The following is a 19278-nucleotide window of genomic DNA, read 5'->3' on the forward strand; positions in this document are numbered from 1 at the left end:
CTACTTTTGAAATAGACTATAAATTGAAATGATGAGAAGATATATTTTTTTAACGATCGTCTTTTTTAGCCTTTTCCATGTAGCATCAGCACAGAAGAAAAAAGGTAGAACACCAGAAAAAGAGATCAACATTCCAGAAGGATTAACGTATCAGGTTATACAATATAGAGAGGATGTAAAAACACCCAAAAGAGCCAATCAGTTAGGAATTTCCTACAAAGATGATGGACAGAAAAAGAAACCGGTAGTTGTATTTATTCATGGAGGTGGATGGGCCAACGGTGATAAGGATAATGTTTTGTATCAAGTGTTTAATGTCGCGAAACAAGGATTTGTTGGAGTGACCATTTCCTATCGTTTGGTTTCTGAAGGAGATTTTCCAGTTTGTATTGAGGATGTGAAAGAAGCTATTCGTTGTTTAAAGTCAAAAGAAGGGGAACTCCCATTGGACTTAGATAGGATAGGCATTTGGGGATACAGTGCGGGAGCACATTTATCACTAATGATAGGTCTATCGCCAGAAGATACTTTTCACTCTGGTACATATACTGAATATGATTGTAAGGTGAAAACAATAATGCCCGTTTCCACACCTACAGATTTTGTGATTAAGCCGGAGAGAGAATGGTTTCCCAAGTTTTTAAATGAAGAACAGGTGGCAGATATAGCTTTTCAACAAAGTGTTTCACCAACTCATTATGTTCATCAAGGACAGCCAAAGATTTTTATGATTCATGGTACTGCAGATAAGATTGTTCCTTCCTATCATTACTTAAATTTCAAGAAGGTGTGTGAAGAGAAAGGAATAAATAACTTTACTTTATATGAAATCGAAGAGGGTGGGCATATGTTATACTTTAAAAGAAGACAAGATGTAATGCCTCTTTTTAAAGAGTTCTTGAAAGAAGTGAAATCACAGAACATCTAAAAAAAGAAACCCCTCAAAGATTTGATAAAGATGTCTTTGAGGGGTTTTGCTTATAGAGTGGGTTGCTCTTTCACTTTAATTTCAATTTGAGCAGTTTTTAATCCTTTTCCCTTTACCTCTAAAATACCTTTCCCGGCTATATCTTGTGATTGTAGCGTAACGACTAATTTTCCATTGAAAGTTTTCATGGTTGGTTCATGAAACATTTCAAGAGAAGTAGCATCTCCATTACAAACCACCTTATAATCTGTAGCACCTTTGACTTTAAATGATAAAGGGATATTGGCTGTAGGACAAAAGTTACCTTCTTTATCAACAACTGAAACGGTAACATAACTGAGGTCTTCACCATCTGCAGATAAGATAGAACGATCAGCTTCTAACTTTAAATGATGTGGTTGTCCTGCTGTTTTTATTTCTTTTTCAGCAACAGCTTGTCCATTATCATCATAAGCAACGACTTTAACTGTTCCCGCTTCGTATTTCACATCCATCCATCGCAAACGGTATCTATCCAAACGAGAAGTAACATCTTTAGTACGCTTTCCTTGGCTTACACCATTAATGAATAATTCAGCGGTATTATAATTAGTATAAACAAAAACGGGAGTAGTTTCTCCTTCTCTACCTTCCCAATTCCAATGGGGCAAGATATGTAATGTTTCTTCCTCCGTATTCCATCTACTTTTGTAAAGGTAATAGCGATCTTTAGGTATACCCGCTAGATCGCAAATACCAAAATAGGAGCTTCTAGAAGGCCACTCCTCATTGTAGGGCGACGGTTCTCCAAGGTAGTCAAATCCTGTCCAAACAAATTCGCCTAATACCCACGGTTGATCATCTTGTAAAATGAAATCATCTTCAGGAATATTGGACCAAGGACAAGCCTCATAATCGTAACTTGATGACTGGAAATCTGAATATTTCTTTTTCTTATACTCTTTTACTGGAAACTTATAAACACCTCTTGAACTTACCGTTGAAGCTGTTTCAGATCCCAACAGATACCCTTGAGGAAATTTTTCATAAGCTTCTTGGTATAAATGCGTTCGGTAATTTAAACCAGGAATGTCTAAAATAGCTCCGAAACCACTTTCCATTACCGCTTTTACCTGGTCCATACCTACAGTAACAGGACGGGTAGGATCTTCTTCATGGAAAATATTTTGTAGCCAAAGTGCTCTTTTTACTCCTTCACTGCCATATTGATCAGGAACTTCATTGCCTGCACTCCACATCACAATAGAAGGGTGGTTCTTCAAACGTCTTACCAAATTTTTTACATCAATAGCTGCCCAATCATCAAAAAATCGATGATAACCATTTTTCACTTTAGGTTTTTTCCATTCATCGAAACTCTCAGCAATTACCATTAAACCCAGTTCATCACATAATTCCATCTGTTCTATTGAAGGCATATTATGAGCGGTTCTAATCGCATCTGCTCCCATGTTTTTCATCATAACTAACTGACGTTTTAAAGCAGCCCTATTAATTGCAATCCCCAAAGGACCTAGATCATGATGAAGGCAAACTCCTTTGAACTTGCGTTGTTGTCCATTCAGCTCAAATCCTCTTTCAGCAGTATATTTTATCTCTCTGATACCAAAAGTTTTTTCTATTTGATCTACAGCTTGTCCTTGTCTGAAGGCAGTAAGTTTTATTGTATAGAGGTATGGCGATTCAGGACTCCATAATTGAGGGTTTTCTACACTAAGTTGAGTATTGATAGTATTACCAAACTTTAATGAAGACGCTCCTTCTGAAACGATCTCTCCATCTGCAGTTGATATTATGTAATTGACCTGGTCGATATCACCCTCTAATTCGCTTGTTACATCTACTTCTGCTTTTTTCTGACTGATAAATGGAGTAGTTATAGTGGTTCCCCATTGTTGAAAGGCATCTTTATTCGTAGTAATAAGGTGTACATTTCTATAAATACCCGCTCCCGGATACCATCTCGATGACTTAGGTTGATTATGTAATCTTACCGCCAATAAATTGTCTCCTTCTTTTAGGAATTTAGTGATATCGAAGAAAAAGTAAGCATATCCATACGGATGTTCTCCTACTTTTTGACCATTGATATAGACTTGTGCCTCACTCATCGCACCATCGAATTGTAGCAATACTTTCTTTTCGGAAAGAGAATTTTCTATCGTTATATTTTTTCTGTACCAGCCAGTACCAATATATGGTAATGCACCTGTTCTTCCAGATTTTTCCGTAGGGACTTTTTCACCGTCTTGAAATATGGCTACTTGCTGTAAATCGTATTTTTTATCAAAAGGTCCTTTTATCGCCCAATCATGTGGAATAGATACAGATTCCCAATCTTTGTCGTCATAACTTCCTTGAGAAAAATTATAATGATCTCCTTTAAAAAACTTCCAACCTTCTTTCAAAAGTACTTCTTGTCTTCCTGAATTAAATGTATCATCAGATGTGTTCTGTGATAAAACAATTATTGGAAGGAATATAAATAAGTATATAAATTTTTTCATTTCACTTCTTCTATCAGTTTGCGATTTTATAAATTTAAATCATACAAAGCGAAAGGGGTGAAACATTCTCGTTAAAGTATAATAAAGCCTGTTAAGTATCATAAATTGGTTTTTTTATAGCATAATTGACGATTTAATGCCCATAATTGATGAAAATAGACACCATAAACGAGGAAGAAAAAGTGACCTTTGAGATATACTAAAATATTTTTGAGATGAACTTCAGACTGAATTTATTACTTACATTCCTCTTAGGGTGGACATTGTTAGCTGTTGGCCAAGATAAACATAAGAAACCAAACTTTGTGATTATACTTGCTGATGATTTGGGTTATGCAGATGTTGGGTTTAATGGAAGTAAACAAATACATACACCCAATATTGATGCTTTAGCAAACAGTGGAATTCAGTTTACGCAAGGGTATGTTTCAGCACCCGTTTGTGGCCCATCAAGAGCCGGATTAATAACAGGTAGAAATCAAGTGAATTTTGGTTTCGATAATAATCCTATTGTTGATTTACCACAATTTGATGAGAATTATATTGGTGTGCCAGTGGAGGAGGTAACGATTGCAGATAGACTTGCAGACTTAGGTTATGTAAATGGTCTGATAGGAAAATGGCATTTAGGTGAAGCAGATCATTTTCATCCAACAAAGAGAGGTTTTCATGAATTTTGGGGATATAGAGGTGGAGGTCATAACTATTTTGCCAATAGACCGAATGGAACTCCTTATCCTTACCGTATCGAATCTAACTATAAACAACCACAGCCTATCTCTTACATTACAGATGATAAAGGAGATGAATGTTTAGACTTTATAAAAAGACATAAAGATGAACCATTTTTCTTATTTGCTTCATTTAATGCACCTCATGCACCAATGCAAGCAACAGAAGAGGATATGGCATTGTATTCTGAAATAAAAGACAAGAAAAGAAGAACATATGCTGCGATGATTCACCGACTAGATATTAATGTTGGTAGAATAATTCAAGAGTTAAAAGATCAGGGACTATATGAAAATACAGTTGTTGTTTTCTTGAGTGATAACGGTGGTCCATGTAATCATAATGCGTCTATAAATGCCCCATTGAATGGACAAAAAGGGATCCTTTTAGAAGGTGGGATTAGAGTTCCTTTTGTGATTTCATATCCAAAACATTTAAAAAAGGGACAATACGATTTACCAATAACATCATTAGATCTAACACCCACTTTTGTAGCATTAGCGGGAGGAAAAACAACGAAGGAAGATCAATTGGATGGAGTGGATATTTATCCTTACCTCACAAAAGTAAAAAAGGGCAACCCACATGAAACAATGATGTGGAGGTTTACGATCAGTGCTGGTATTCGAAAAGGAAATTGGAAACTAATTCGACTACCAGATCGATTACCGATGTTGTATAATTTGGATAAAGATCCATCTGAGCAAAATGACGTAGCAGACCAACACCGAGAAATGGTAATAGAAATGCTAAAGCAATTAGGGGATTGGGATGTTTCTTGTCCTCAGATATTATATATGGAAGGAGATCGATGGAGAAGAGAGCAAGTTGATTTATATGATACTGAATATCAATTAAAGCAACCAAAAGCCTTGTCAAAGAAATTATAGTTTGGCTACTTATTAATTTTAGGAATGTGAAGGAAGTGATATCAATTTTGAAGTCATTTCCTTTTTTTTATTGAATATTTTGGATGAAAAACTCTAATTTAAAGGTATCAAATTTACAAGATCAATGAACAAACAGACAATGAGGAAATCTCTTTTTATTTACTTAGTGATGAGTCTTTTTTATTCAACAACTTACGGACAAGAACTAATAGAATTATGGGATGAAAAAGATATTCCCAATTATAAATCCACCGCAGAGCGTGAAGATATAGCAAAGCGAGATATTACGTTTATCAGCAAAGTACAAAAGCCAACATTAGAAATATTTTTGCCTTCAGAAAGAAATGCAAACGGCAAAGCAATATTAATATTACCGGGAGGCGGCTATGGAGGTGTAGCCTATGATTGGGAAGGTACAGACTATGCAAAATGGTTGAACGCACAAGGGATTGCAGCTTTTGTATTGAAGTATAGATCGCCTCAAGCAGCGTCTGTCATAGAGTCTTATAAAGCACCCATTCAAGATGCTCAAAGGGCCATTCGATGGATCAAAAGGAATGCACAAAAGCTACATATTAAAAAAGAATTAGTAGGTGTAATGGGTTCTTCAGCAGGTGGGCATCTAGCATCCACATTAGCCACACATTCTACTAGTTATTATGAGGCTACCGATGAAATTGATAAAGAGTCCTTTCAAGTTAGTTTTATGATGCTAATTTATCCTGTTGTTTCTATGAAAAAAGGAATAACACATATGGGTTCTAGAAATAACCTTCTTGGTAAAGAACCAACGAAACAATTAATAGAGCAATTCTCGAATGAAGAGCAGGTGACAGAGAAAACACCTAAAGCTTTTATTGTTCATTCAGCTGATGATGGAGCAGTGCCGGTCCAGAACTCTCTAGTTTTATATGATGCCTTACTGAAGAACAATATCAGTACAGATATGCATCTCTACCCCAAGGGCGGGCATGGTTATGGTTTCGGAAAGTCCAATGCTGATGCTCCAGATTGGACAGCAGTAGCAGAAGGTTGGTTAAATAGCTGGTAGGTAAACCTTAAACAATAGATCTGAGATAGTATAATTCTTTTTAGGCTCAACTTATTAAGAATTATGCTATCTTTTTTTGATTCTGTGCCTATCCATTAAGTAAGAAAAAATGATATTCGATAAACACTTAGAATGAAATGAATATCTTGAAACCAATACTAATTTTTCTGCTACTTGTAGTAACAAGTAAAGGATATAGCCAGAAAAAAGAGAAAAAGACTACCAACGAGCAAAAGGAAATTGCTGACCTAGCCATGAAAATGGAAGGCGGACATAATTCTGGAGACTTACCATGGCGTCTAACATTGAGTAATCCTCTTGAAATGACTGAAAATGCCCAATGGTTTAATAATGCGGGCTTAGGACTTTTTATTCACTGGGGAACCGCTGCGGGCTATTATGGATCTCCATGGGTCATGCGAAGACCTAAAGAAAAAGGGAGTGACCAACCTATGGCATCTTACCAAGAGTATTATGAAAAATCTATCCAAAGGTTTACTGCTGAGAATTACGATCCTTCGCTTTGGATGAATGCTGCAAAAAAGGCAGGTTTTAAATATGTAGTACTTACTGCAAAACATCACGACGGATATACCCTTTGGCCAAGTAAACATACAGACCTTGGTGTTCAAAAGAATTTAGAAGGAAGAGATTTGCTTCAACCATTTGTAAAGGCAGTAAAGAACGAAGGTTTGAAATTAGGCTTCTATTTCTCTGGAGCAGATTGGCACTTGGACAAAGAATATATGTCCTTGATGAAATATAAAGGAAAAGTACTGAACTGGAAGGGTGAATATGTATCAGAAGCTTCGATTCCACCACTTCCGGTGAAAATTCTAAAACAGAAGAAAAAAATTGCTTTTGAATTGATGAAAGCATACACTCCTGATATTTGGTGGTGGGATTCGGGTTTACCCGTTAATTTTAAAGAAACAGCCTTGGCGTATAACCCAGATATGTTATTCAATAATCGAGGAAATGTCTATCATCCAGATTTTGAAAAAGGCCCTTACCCTGGAGCTCATTTTGTTACACCTGAGAACTTTCATATGGTGAAGTGGGAGCATATGAAAAAGCTTAAAGCAAATGGTGTAAAGTGGGAAGTATGTATGAGTTTGAATAAAGGATATGGTTGGTTTTATGAAGGGAAATCCAACAAAAGTGAGTCAATTCGAAATATGGGAGATATACTCTTTGCGATTGCTAGAGTGAGATGTTGGGGAGGAAATGTTCTATTAAACATCAAACCAAGGCCTGATGGCTCGTTGCCAGATGAGAACTATGTGATGTTTAGTAAAATGGAAAGGTGGATGAAACATAGTAGTCAGTCGATTTATGAAGTTGAAGGAACTCATTTTCCAGAACAATCAAATGTACCTATCACTACTTCTTTGGACAAAAAGGTTTGGTATGTTCATGCAAGACCTGGTGAATCGAAATGGCAGAAGGGGCCTTTTTATGAAGGTTGTTCACCAAATCAACCAATAGCCATTCAAAATGTACCTAAAGTCTTGTCTGTAACATTATTGAGAACAGGAGCAAAAGTAAAGTACCAATACAACGATAGGGAATTAATTATTGATAACCCACCAGCAAATAAAGATGGGTTACATGAAGTGATCAAAGTCGTTATTGACCCCAAAAGTGTTGAATAGTTGTTAGGAACAAACATTTTACTAATAAAAAAAAGGAGTTGTCAATTTTGTGATATTATTATGAATATCCATTTCAGCTCCTTTTTACTCAAAATGTCAAATTGCTGATAAACAATCTTTGATTTGACTCTTATGAAACGATCCAATTTTTTAATTACAGCATTACAATGCTTAGTAATAGTGACTTTATTTGGATTTGATTCTCCTCAAGAAGATGTTCTAAACCTTAAAAAGGTGGATGGAGAAACTTATACCACTAACAATTTAACCGTAAATCAGGTAAAACAAGGTGTTGAAATTACTATTCCCAAAGGAAGTAAAGGAGTGATTTCTTTTTCAGCATCTGATGAATATTGGGACCTGACTTCTTATAAATACATGAGTATAGAACTTGAAAATAAATCGGACCAACAAGTGCGATTTGACCCTGTACTCATTTATGACAATCCTAGAAAAAAATACCTTAAGAAAAAAGAAAACCTAAGGAATGAGCATATCGGCTTTATTAATTCAGGAGAGAATTTAGTCTTTAATTGTACGATGATTAGAGATGCGGTAACGAAAAATGATTACCCTCAATCTTCTGATTTTAAAGGGATGAAAGGAATTCCTGAAGGTGTGGTTTTAAATTTTGCTGGGGTAGATGCTTCTCGTATTAAAAAGGTAAATATTGAGTTTCCATCACAAGAGTTTGAAAGAAGGGTAATTTTGAAAAGAGTGTTTAAAAATCAAAATGCTGTTTCAGAAATCTATACCAAAAATAAAGAGGAGTTTTTTCCATTTATCAATGAATATGGACAGTATATTCATGAAAATTGGGAAGGTAAAATTACCAATGATGCTCAGCTAAAAGAAGCACTAGCCAAAGAGGAAGAAGAATTATTAAAATATAGTGGATCTAAGGAATGGGATAAATTTGGTGGCTATAAGTTGGGGCCACAATTAAATAAAACAGGGCACTTTAGAACACAGAAAATAGATGGTAAATGGTGGATCATTGATCCAGAAGGACACCTTTTCTGGTCGAATGGAATAAATGGAGCAGGAAAACTGGAAGTGAAGACACCTATTAAAGGAAGAGAACACTATTTTAAAAACCTTCCTGCGAAAAATGACCCTGAATATGCAAAGTTTTATGATGGTCAAAAATATATGTTCGGAAAGCAGAACCTTTACAAAAAATATGGTGAAAATTCTGAGTTTAAATATATCGATTTCTCTTTAAGAAGAATGAGAAGCTGGGGACTAAATACTCTTGGAGGTTGGTCTGAAGAAAGTATCAATGAACATAAAGAAGAAAATAAATTACCCTACACTGTAATAGTACATGAAACTTATCCAGAAATTCATGAGAAATTTCCTGATGTCTTTAACCCAAAGTGGGAGTCCAATTTGGAAGAGAAATTAAAGAAGAGATTAGAAGGTAAAGCAGATGACCCTTTCTTATTTGGTGTATTTGTTAATAATGAGATCCATTGGAAGAACCCTGCAGGTTTGGCAATCAGTACATTAGAAAAAGGGAAGAAATCTTATGGTAAAGCAGCTTTTGTGAAGCTTTTACAAGATAATTTGAAAGAGATTCATCAATTCAATAAACTTGCTGGAACTAGCTTCTCTAGCTGGGAGGAGCTTTTAAATACATATGTAAAGAAAAAAGAGATCAAGTGGGTGAATATCAGAAAGTATACGGAAGCACATTATAAGAACATGTGCGAGACTTACTTTGGGATATCACAACGTTTGATAAAGAAATATGCTCCCAACACGATGTATATTGGTTGTCGTTGGCATGGTAATCATAAGAACAACATAAATTTAGAAGTGAGTGCAAAGTACCTCGATTTGATGTCGTTCAATGCTTACGAAAATGAAGTGGAACATTATAAGTATCCCTACAAATACATCGATAAGCCTTTTATTATTTCAGAATTCAACTTTGGTGCTTTAGATACGGGTAAGTTTTTTCCAGGGTTGGGATATGCTTCCAACCAACGTAACAGGGGAGAGAAGTACATCAACTTTGTTTCTGGAGCATTAAGAAATCCTCGTTGTGTGGGAACCCATTGGTTTATGTGGGCCAACTCAACAACTGCAGGTAAGGGCAATGGAGAAAATGCTAACTGTGGAGTAGTTTCTGCAACAGATCAGGTTTACTACGAATTAGTAAACTACATGAGACAAATCAACTATAAAATGTATAGTTATCGTTTACAGCAACAGTAATAATGTATTATAAATGATAGAAGGTCTATAAAGTGTTATGAATAGGTTCATAAGTGATCATCATTTACACTTGGACTGAGTATGTTTGTAATGTTCAAAAAGAAAGTAAACAGACTTCACCACAAGTTGAACAGACTTATGGAAAGTTAATAAAATGAGAATTATTAATAGTAATTACATACCATGATGAAAAGGTCAGATATTGTCTGACCTTTTTTGGTTTCTAGACTCATTTTTCATTAAAAGTATAATTTACGCTAATTCAGGTCTGAAATGTGACCGTTGAGCTGATTATTGCTATTTATTGATGATTAATTGTCCTAACAGGTCATAATGAAATAATAAATTTGTTATACAAGGATGCAGAAAACGCTGCTACTTTGTCATTCGATGACTAATTAATTCGGATGAGTTCTTTGAGAGAAGTGTAGCCATATTTTAGGCAAGATTATAAATAATGGGAATATTTTTTTACTCCTTATTTCGTTTGAGGAGGTTTATAGTAGGATTTATTTCTAAGTATGTTATGTGTGACTCACTATATAAGTAGATTAATGAAGACAATTAACAGTAATGGATTTTAAGAATAGACTTCTCGTTTGAGGAGTCTATTTTTCTTTTAAAAATGAGAAAAAGAATCTAAGCTGTAGGTCGAATTCATTGATTTTTCAATTCCCGCACTTTTTTAAAAATGACAAACTAAAGTTCTAATATGCAAAAAGTACTACTACTCTTTTTTGCTTTTTTACCTTCATGGGTATTTGCAGAATATGATCAATCTTTGGAAGCTGAAAAAGCTTTGTTTTCATCTGGTGCAGTTTTGACCACTAACGTTAATGCTTCGGGTGGGGAATTTATGAAAATAGAACCTGATGAATGGATCACTTTTGATATTAATGATATTACCGAAAGCGGTACCTACGCATTGCAGGTCTTTAAATTTAATGGTGGTTCTTCACAGCAAGTAGAAATAAAATCAAATGATAATGATTTTCAAGAATATAACTTGAATCCATCAAATTGGGCATATGTTGGTCCCGCTGTTGCTACACTATTAGAAATCGAACTTAAAGAAGGTGACAATACGATTACTTTTAAAGCAGTTTCAGGTCATACGATTTTGTTAGATAGAATTAGAATCTATCAGGAAAGTGAAAGCTCAATTCCCAAAAGTTATTATTTCAGTGCCGAGGGCGATGATGCAAATGAAGGAACAATGGCATCTCCTTGGAAAACGTTGGCAAAAGCATCACAAATAGCTCAAGACATTAATACAGGCGGATTATTAAAACCCGGAGATCAATTGTTATTTAAAAGAGGTGACACATTTGAAGGAAACTTGATTCTAAAATGTAGCGGAACTGCTTTAGCACCAATAACAATTTCTAGTTATGGTGAAGGTGAATTACCAGTGATTTCAGGTTCTGGAAATATTGACGGAGGAGATTATTTTGAAGCAATGAAGTTGATCAATACTTCTTTTCTAGATATTTCTCACTTATGGATAAAGAACGATAGAAAAAACATGAGTAGATTTTCTTGGGGACATGAAAAGAGCTTTGGAATTCTTGTGGTAGCCAATAATTGGGGAGTGGGGGTTGCTGAAGGTCTAACCTTTCATGATCTAAAATTCTCAGATATTTTTGGAGATTCTTTACCTGAGGACTTTGATGCATTAAACGTAACTGGACTTCGTTTTGAATCGGATAGTAATAAGGTAGATAAGGAAATAACCATTAGAGATGTTTTAATTGAAGATTGTTTCTTTACAAACATAGGAAAAGCAGGAGTATGGTCTATCCACAAAGGAAAAACAACCGAAGAAGATAGCGTTAACAGGTCGATTAATTTTGTGATCAGAAATAATGAATTTCAGAAAACTGGAGGCTCTGGAGTTATTCTATCTAAGGTCCATAATGCATTGGTAGAAAATAACCTTTTCGACCATACGGGGTATAGCACTGAAGAGGAACCAAGATTGGTAGGTAGAGGAAGTGGAATGTGGGTGTTTTCTTCGAATAATATTATTGCTCAATACAATGAATCATACAGTGTAAGAGGTCCAAATGATTCTTATGGTTTACATATTGATTTTGGGAATAAAAATATCTTATATCAATACAATTATACAGAAGATTGTGAAGGTGGTTTTGTGGAAATACTAGGAGACAATACCAATGTAGCTTATCGTTTTAATGTTAGTGTGAATGATGGTTTTAGAGATTTTCATGGAAATACACTATGGACTTCCGGTTTTGTGGGCACAACAACTGTAGATGGAATCAAAGTTCAGAGAGAACACATCCCATCAGATAGTGTATATATTTATAATAATACAGTATACATCGATAAGCCTTATACTCCAGATATCACAATGTATAGTAAAAATACATATGTGTACAATAATATTTTTGTTCATGAAGGAGAGGGAAGAATAGGAGATATTATCGAATTAGAAATGGAAGAGGATTTTATAGTTTCCAATAATTTATTCTTTGGTAATGTAAATGAGGACTTCTCTAAATTAGATACAAAAGCATTGATGAAAGATCCTTTATTTAAAGATAAAGGGAAAAGTCAGAAAGAAAATTATCAAATTTTAGAAAAGAGTCCAGTAATCAATGCAGGCCAATCATTTCCTGAACCTTCTTTCTATGTTATAGGGAAAGGTATTTTTAAAGATGTGACACCATTCCCACAGCAGGATATTTTTGGTAACTCGTTAACAGTATCTACTCAAATCCCCAATATTGGAGCAGACAATAACTTCAATACGAATACAATTGTTGAAACACCAGATTATAACGTTTCATTTGGTGATCACTTTACGGAATTGTCTGTTGGAGATGTGATTACTTTAGATCTTATTATCGATCATGAAAAATTAGCGTTAGAAGATTTCGAATTTATTGTTGATGACGAGAATATAGCAACTATCACAAATAACATTCTGATTGCAAAGGCAGAGGGAGAAGTGACGGTAACTGCAATCAATACTTCTTTTAATATTGAGGCATCCATCACATTTTCAATTACAGAAAATAATCAAGTTACATCTACAAACTCTCATGCAACTCAGGTAATGGTTTATCCAAATCCAGCAACAGGTCAATTATCGATTAATACTAGAAATTGGGATGGACCTAAACAGGTGACCATGACCAATCTATTGGGAGTGAATTACCTAATAACAGAGATAAATCAGGTAGATGTCATTAATGTAAGTAGTCTTCCTAGAGGTATTTATGTGCTACAAATTAAGGGATTTAATGATGAGATTTATCGCTCTAAAATAACATTAAAATAAATGTTGTTTATACGCTAATTAACCTATATTTTGTGTCATTTATGTCAATTATTTGTCATGAAATGGTCTAATTTGAGCTCATATAAACTACTTGATTCCAATAATTTTACAATATGATGTTGAATGACCTCTTACTATACAAAATACTACTTAACCATAGAAGATGACTTTACCTTCTATAACAGGAATTCAATATTCAAACTTTTATTACGCATTCGTAATATCTAATAGTATTATGAAGCGGCTATTTTCTTATTTTATTTTATAATGGAATGAAATTTTTTTTACTAAACTTATTGACAATCACATTCCTCTTCAGTTTCACTCAGGCTTCTTTAGCTGAAGATGTAACAGGAGATGTGATCTATGTTGATGCCACAAGTGGTAACGACAGTAATGACGGAACAGAGTTAAGCCCATTAAAATCGCTTACAAAAGCATTAAGTACGGATCACTTACAACAGAAAGTGGCCACTATTATTTATGTGAAAGGTACTTTTACAGAGGATAAGAATATTACGCTTAAAGGGTCTAATAATTCTACTTCTAGATATGATGTTACCATCAAAAGTTGGGGAGATGAACAAGCCGTATTCCAAGGTGATAAAGCATACGGTGCTAGATTTATGAAAATCCAAGTGACAGATATGGTTTTCGAAAATGTTACCATTAGAGACTTTGGAAATGCTGATAATGGAGGAGCCTTATTTATTGATTGGAGTGCCAACGTAGAAATTAGATCTTGTAATATTATTGGTAATAAAGCGCTCTACAATGCGTCAAAAAAAGTAGGTGGTGGAGCCATTCATACTGCAGGTTTCCTAAAAGTATATGATTCTTATTTTGCAGAAAACTTTTCAGAAGATAAAGGAGCGGCAATTAGTGTGGCTTTAAAGGATCTGACAATGGAAAATACATTGATCTATAATAACTCTACGAATGCGGGTGGAACTGAATATGGTGGAGCAATTATGGTTGCTGCTAATGATAAAAATGATGCAAACCTAAAGATGAATAACACTACTATTGTAGGTAATTATTCAAATTTTGCAGCAGGTGGTGCAGCAGGTATCATTTTATTAGACCATAAGAAAGGACCAAAGGTAAATATCCTTGAGTTTAGAAATAACTTACTTTACAATTATGTAGACGGGAAAAGCCAAAATTGGTCAGTCGATTTATTTGCAAAGCAAGCCCGTATTATTGAAGAAGCTCAAAATTTAGAATACAACGTTCTTAATGTAAAAAATGCAACTGTTGAGTTCGGTGAGAATTCAACAAACCAGGTCATCTCAAATATCTTTGATGAGGAGGACCCTGAGCTAATAGTGAAGAATGTAAAAGAACAAATGAAAGTGGGTACCAGCTTAGCAGTGGATGAGAATGGAGCATTTGTCTTACCTAAGAATGATAAAGGTGTATACTATTTACCCATCTACTTTGGTAGTGTAGCGATTGACAATGGATACAATACAGGTACGAATGATATTGTAGGAAACGCAGCGATTGGAGGTGGAAAAGATGTTGGTCAGTATGAATTTTCAGGTTCACCAGCAACTATTAAATTAACATCTGCTAGTGAAATTGAGTATACAGGAGAAGCTATCAATACACCTACTTTCTCTATCGAAGATGAAGGTGGAAACGATATTTCAGGAGAAGTAACTTTAACAGTAACTTATAATGATGGCACTGATTTACCTTTAATGCCAGGAGTTTATACTGTAAAAGCAACATTGGATGTGTTAGAATCAGGTTTTAACGCCGAATTAGTAACTGAGATTACAGTAACAAAACAATCAGCAGCAATTACATTAACTACAGAAGACTTATCAGCTACTTATGATGGTACTGAAAAAACTGTGGGCGTAACATCGGATTATAACTATACGATTACGTACCAAGAAGGTGAAGAAGATCCAACAACCACTGCTCCTGTAAATGCTGGCGAGTATACAGTTGTAGCAAGCATTGACGAAACTTTATACCGAGGTGAAGCAACTGCTACTTTAACCATTGATAAAGCTACGGTTACGCTTTCAGAAACAAGTGCAACAGCTACTTATAATGCTATGGCTCAAAGTTATGGTTTCAAAATTACAGGTGCAGCAGATGAAGATCTAACTGATGTTGTAAATGCAGACGTTACTTACGATTCAGAAACTGAAGTTCCATTTGATGCCAACGCTTATGCAGTGGTAGTGACCGTAAATGATATGAACTACAAGAGTGATGCTACTTTAGAGGGTACTTTTACAATCGAGAAAGCAGATGTTGAGTTTACTGTTGGTGAAGATAAGTCGTTTGTTTATAACGGTGAAAAACAAACTCCAGAGATTACAGTGACACCAGAAGTAGATTTCGATGTGGAAATTTCTGGAGAAGATAACACTTTAGGTATTGATGTCGCTGAATATACTGCCACAGCAACAATTACAGACCCTAACTATGAAGGTAGTGTAGCGGTTGATTATGAAATAACAAAGGCTACAGCAACAATTCAATTATTTGACTTGGTACATCTGAATGATGGAAATGTAAAAGCGGCATCTTATAAAGTACTTGATGGTGATGGTGAGGAAGTGATGGTTACTGTAAACTTAACTTATTCACAAGAAGGCGAAGAAGTAGTAGATCCTAAAGAAGGTGGTGACTATATGGTATATGCTGAAATTGATGATAAAAACTTTGAAGGTAGTAACGAAGCAGAGTTTATCATTTCAAGCAAAATGACTGCTGATATTTCTGTTGAAATTACATCGGTAGTATACAATGGCTCAGCTCAAGCAGTAGTATATTCAGTAGCTGATGAAAGTGAAAATGCAATCGATACCTCTGCGGGTACAGTTACTGTTACTTACAATGATGCAGAAGAGGTGCCATCAGATGCAGGTATATACCAAGTGAAAATTACTTATGAGGATGATACTTACTATGGATTCACTTCATTTGATTTTGAAATTACAAAGCAGGAAGTGACAATTACAAAGGACTTGGATAGCTTCGTGTATAATGAAGCAGTTCAATTACCAACTTATACTTTGTCAATGGATGCATTGAATGTGATGGAAGAATTAACAAGCGGTAATGGTACAGATGCAGGTGATCACCAATTAAAGGTAATGATCAATGAAGTGAACTACCAAGGTGAGTTAATCATTGAATATACAATTGAAAAAGCACCAATTTCAGTGGCGTTATCAGATCTATCTTATGTTTATGATGCTTCAGAAAAAAGTGCAACTGTGGTACTTGGAAAAGAAGGTTTAATGGTAGATGTGATGTATAATGATGTAGCTGATTTACCAATGAATGCTGGAGAATATGCAGTGAAAGCCATGATCAATGAAACCAATTATCAAGGTGAAGCGGAGGCAACATTAACTATTGAAAAAGCAGAAGCAACAGTAGAAGCTGTTGACCTTGCAGTAGATTTTGATGGTCAACCAAAGACTCTATTAGGTACACCAAGTATTGAAGGTCTATCGGTAGTAAGTACTTATAATGGGTCAACAGAAGCACCAACAATTGGTGGAGAGTATGCAGTTGTTACCTCAATTGATGATCAAAACTATCAAGGATCAGCTACTGCAACATTGACAATCAATAAAATTGAAGCAGCATTATCGTTTACTACTTTAGAAGGTAAATACGATGGAACAATGCAATATGCAGAAGCAGCAGGAGAAGTGGAGTTCGAAAGTATTACATACAGCTACATGGTTGGTGAAGAAGAAGCAGAACCAATTAATGTTGGAGAATATACTGTAGTAGCTACTATCAATGACCCTTCTTACTTTGGTAGCCTTGAAGGTACGTTTGTAATCAACAAAGGCACAACAACAATCACTTTCTCGGATTTAGAACATCAGTTTGATTTCGAAGAGAAAGAAGCAACAATTACTACATCAGAAGAAGTAGATGACATCTTTGTGACTTATAATGGTTCAACGTCTCTTCCTACTCTGCCAGGAGAATATGTAGTTGCCGTAGCAGTTATCGATGATAACTATGAAGGTTTTGCTTTAGATACATTAGTGATTTTTGAAGAAGTGTCTGAGCCAACAGCGATTGATGATACAACATTTGGAGTATCAGTATATCCAAACCCTAGTAATGGACAATTCACAGTATCACTAAATGATGTCAACGAAGCTGAACTTTCAGTAATTAACTTATCGGGTGTAGCAGTTTACACATCACATGTTGTACAACAATCTGTAGTAGATTTACAAAATGTGGTATCAGGTGTATACATTGTGAAGCTGGTAAGTGGTGATCAAGTATCGACATCAAAAATCTATATCAAATAGAGAAGAAATAAGACAACGACCGACAAGAAGAAAGGTTACCTAATAAGTTAGGTAGCCTTTCTTTTTTTGAACATAGAAAAGCCTACTTATGAGCACAAAATCTACAATTTAAAGGATGTACAGATTAGTAGTCTATCCTATTGAATCAAAAAATAGATCTTTACCGTTGAAATGAAATAACATGACCATGAGAAAAAATTTATTAAAACTTCTAGCTCTTTTATCGATAGGTGTTGTCACTATTGCGGCAATGGATTACCCATTAACGAAGAAGAAAGCAAAATCACCGAACCTAATTGTAATTATGGTAGATGATATGGGGTGGGAAGATGTTGGTTTTAATGGCTGTAAAGATATCCCTACTCCAAACATTGATAGAATAGCTAAGGAGGGAGTACAGTTTGAACAAGGTTATGTTAGTTTCCCTGTTTGTGGACCTAGTAGAGCGGGTTTCCTAACAGGTAGATATCAAGATAGGTTTGGTTTTACAACGAACCCTTCTATTAATCCAGAGGATGAAAGATGTGGACTTCCAGTAGAGGAAGAAACAATGGCTGAAGTATTAAAAAAGGGAGATTACAATAGTGCAATCATTGGAAAATGGCATATGGGTACTCATTCGAAATTTCACCCATTAAAAAGAGGATTCGACTATTTCTTTGGTTTCTTATCAGGTGGACACCATTACTTACCTGAGTTGTTAACACTAAAAGATTTATCGGAGGTGACGAAAAAGTGGGACTGGTACTCAACAAAAATTAGAGAAAACTATGATGCGGTAGAAGTCGACGATTATTTAACAGACGAATTAACGGATGCTACTATAAGATACATCAACAAGCAAGCGGAAAATGACCAACAATTTATGGTCTATTTGGCATATAATGCTCCTCATGCACCTTTAGAAGCAACAGAAAAATACTTATCAAGATTTGATCATATTGAAAACAAAAGGAGAAAAACATATGCTGCTATGGTAAGTGCAGTAGATGATGGAGTAGGTCGAGTATTAAAGGCTTTAGAAGATAAAGGAATAGATGAGAACACACTAGTTGTCTTTTTATCAGACAATGGAGGATCCAAGAAAAATGCATCCAATAACGGTCCTTTAAGAGGTTTTAAAACGGACATGTTTGAGGGTGGCGTAAGAGTTCCTTTCGCAATGCGTTGGAAAGGCGAATTACCTGAAGGAATGAAGTACGAACATCCTATTTCGTCTTTGGATATAATGGCTACAATCGTTGCTCAGGCTAATATTAAAATAAATAAAGAGCGACCATTAGATGGAGTAGATTTAGTCCCTTATTTAAAAGGAGAAGTTGATGGGATTCCTCATAATTACTTGTTCTGGAGAAAATGGGAGCAAAACTGTATGGCAGTTCGTCATGGTAACTATAAGCTATTGGCGAACAAAAATATGGAGAGTAACCCTACTGAGCTCTTTGATATCGAAAATGATCCATATGAGACAACAAATATTAAAGGACAGAACAAGAAATTATCCAAAGAATTAATGTCTGAATGGATGAAGTGGAACGACCAACTGAAGGATCGTGTTTTCCCTCGTCTAAACGGTGACAATTGGTGGACGAAACAATAAGATTTATTCTGTGTGATTTACTTTAACTAACTAAAAACTAGGACGAGGAGTGTAGCAATATTATGTATTCTA

Annotated in this window: 9 protein-coding genes; 8 read left to right on the forward strand and 1 reads right to left on the reverse strand. The window is 35.2% G+C overall.

The genetic code is table 11. The features are described from left to right. Positions 1-28: 28 nt before the first annotated feature. Positions 29-928 (forward strand): alpha/beta hydrolase, encoded by a 900-nt coding sequence (locus tag HGP29_RS21820; protein WP_168884566.1) that lies wholly within the window; start codon positions 29-31, stop codon positions 926-928. Between the two features lie 50 nt (positions 929-978). Here HGP29_RS21820 and HGP29_RS21825 read toward each other — a convergent pair whose 3' ends face one another. Further along, positions 979-3435, reverse strand: coding sequence for a glycoside hydrolase family 2 TIM barrel-domain containing protein (locus HGP29_RS21825; RefSeq protein WP_168884567.1), 2457 nt, complete (start codon positions 3433-3435; stop codon positions 979-981). A gap of 215 nt (positions 3436-3650) precedes the next feature. On the opposite strand from HGP29_RS21825, the gene HGP29_RS21830 reads away from it, so the two are divergent. The 7 genes from HGP29_RS21830 to HGP29_RS21860 all read left to right on the forward strand — a co-directional run bounded on the left by HGP29_RS21830 (position 3651) and on the right by HGP29_RS21860 (position 19206). After that, positions 3651-5057, forward strand: coding sequence for a sulfatase (locus HGP29_RS21830; protein WP_168884568.1), 1407 nt, complete (start codon positions 3651-3653; stop codon positions 5055-5057). A gap of 124 nt (positions 5058-5181) precedes the next feature. Then, positions 5182-6108, forward strand: a complete 927-nt coding sequence (locus HGP29_RS21835; protein WP_211093379.1) for an alpha/beta hydrolase — start codon at positions 5182-5184, stop codon at positions 6106-6108. Between the two features lie 137 nt (positions 6109-6245). Beyond that, complete coding sequence (locus HGP29_RS21840) at positions 6246-7763, forward strand: alpha-L-fucosidase (RefSeq protein ID WP_168884569.1); 1518 nt, start codon at positions 6246-6248, stop codon at positions 7761-7763. Between the two features lie 132 nt (positions 7764-7895). Beyond that, the gene (locus tag HGP29_RS21845) at positions 7896-9986 is read left to right on the forward strand and encodes a hypothetical protein (protein ID WP_168884570.1); all 2091 of its coding nucleotides are present in this window, start codon (positions 7896-7898) and stop codon (positions 9984-9986) included. A 712-nt stretch (positions 9987-10698) separates the two neighbouring features. Continuing rightward, complete coding sequence (locus tag HGP29_RS21850) at positions 10699-13293, forward strand: T9SS type A sorting domain-containing protein (RefSeq protein WP_168884571.1); 2595 nt, start codon at positions 10699-10701, stop codon at positions 13291-13293. A gap of 272 nt (positions 13294-13565) precedes the next feature. Next, positions 13566-17606, forward strand: coding sequence for an MBG domain-containing protein (locus HGP29_RS21855; protein ID WP_168884572.1), 4041 nt, complete (start codon positions 13566-13568; stop codon positions 17604-17606). Between the two features lie 187 nt (positions 17607-17793). Beyond that, positions 17794-19206 carry a sulfatase family protein gene (locus HGP29_RS21860; protein WP_211093380.1) on the forward strand — a complete coding sequence of 471 codons (1413 nt, stop codon included), beginning with the start codon at positions 17794-17796 and terminating at the stop codon, positions 19204-19206. The last annotated feature ends 72 nt before the right edge of the window (positions 19207-19278 follow it).

Origin of the sequence: Flammeovirga agarivorans, assembly GCF_012641475.1 — a bacterium.
Taxonomy (GTDB): Bacteria; Bacteroidota; Bacteroidia; order Cytophagales; family Flammeovirgaceae; genus Flammeovirga; species Flammeovirga agarivorans.

Excerpts from the sequence above, each read along its gene's own strand:
- HGP29_RS21820 (WP_168884566.1), top strand. The coding sequence starts at position 29 with ATGATGAGAAGATATATTTTTTTAACGATCGTCTTTTTTAGCCTTTTC.
- HGP29_RS21825 (WP_168884567.1), bottom strand. The coding sequence starts at position 3,435 with ATGAAAAAATTTATATACTTATTTATATTCCTTCCAATAATTGTTTTA.
- HGP29_RS21830 (WP_168884568.1), top strand. The coding sequence starts at position 3,651 with ATGAACTTCAGACTGAATTTATTACTTACATTCCTCTTAGGGTGGACA.
- HGP29_RS21835 (WP_211093379.1), top strand. The coding sequence starts at position 5,182 with ATGAACAAACAGACAATGAGGAAATCTCTTTTTATTTACTTAGTGATG.
- HGP29_RS21840 (WP_168884569.1), top strand. The coding sequence starts at position 6,246 with ATGAATATCTTGAAACCAATACTAATTTTTCTGCTACTTGTAGTAACA.
- HGP29_RS21845 (WP_168884570.1), top strand. The coding sequence starts at position 7,896 with ATGAAACGATCCAATTTTTTAATTACAGCATTACAATGCTTAGTAATA.
- HGP29_RS21850 (WP_168884571.1), top strand. The coding sequence starts at position 10,699 with ATGCAAAAAGTACTACTACTCTTTTTTGCTTTTTTACCTTCATGGGTA.
- HGP29_RS21855 (WP_168884572.1), top strand. The coding sequence starts at position 13,566 with ATGAAATTTTTTTTACTAAACTTATTGACAATCACATTCCTCTTCAGT.
- HGP29_RS21860 (WP_211093380.1), top strand. The coding sequence starts at position 17,794 with ATGAGAAAAAATTTATTAAAACTTCTAGCTCTTTTATCGATAGGTGTT.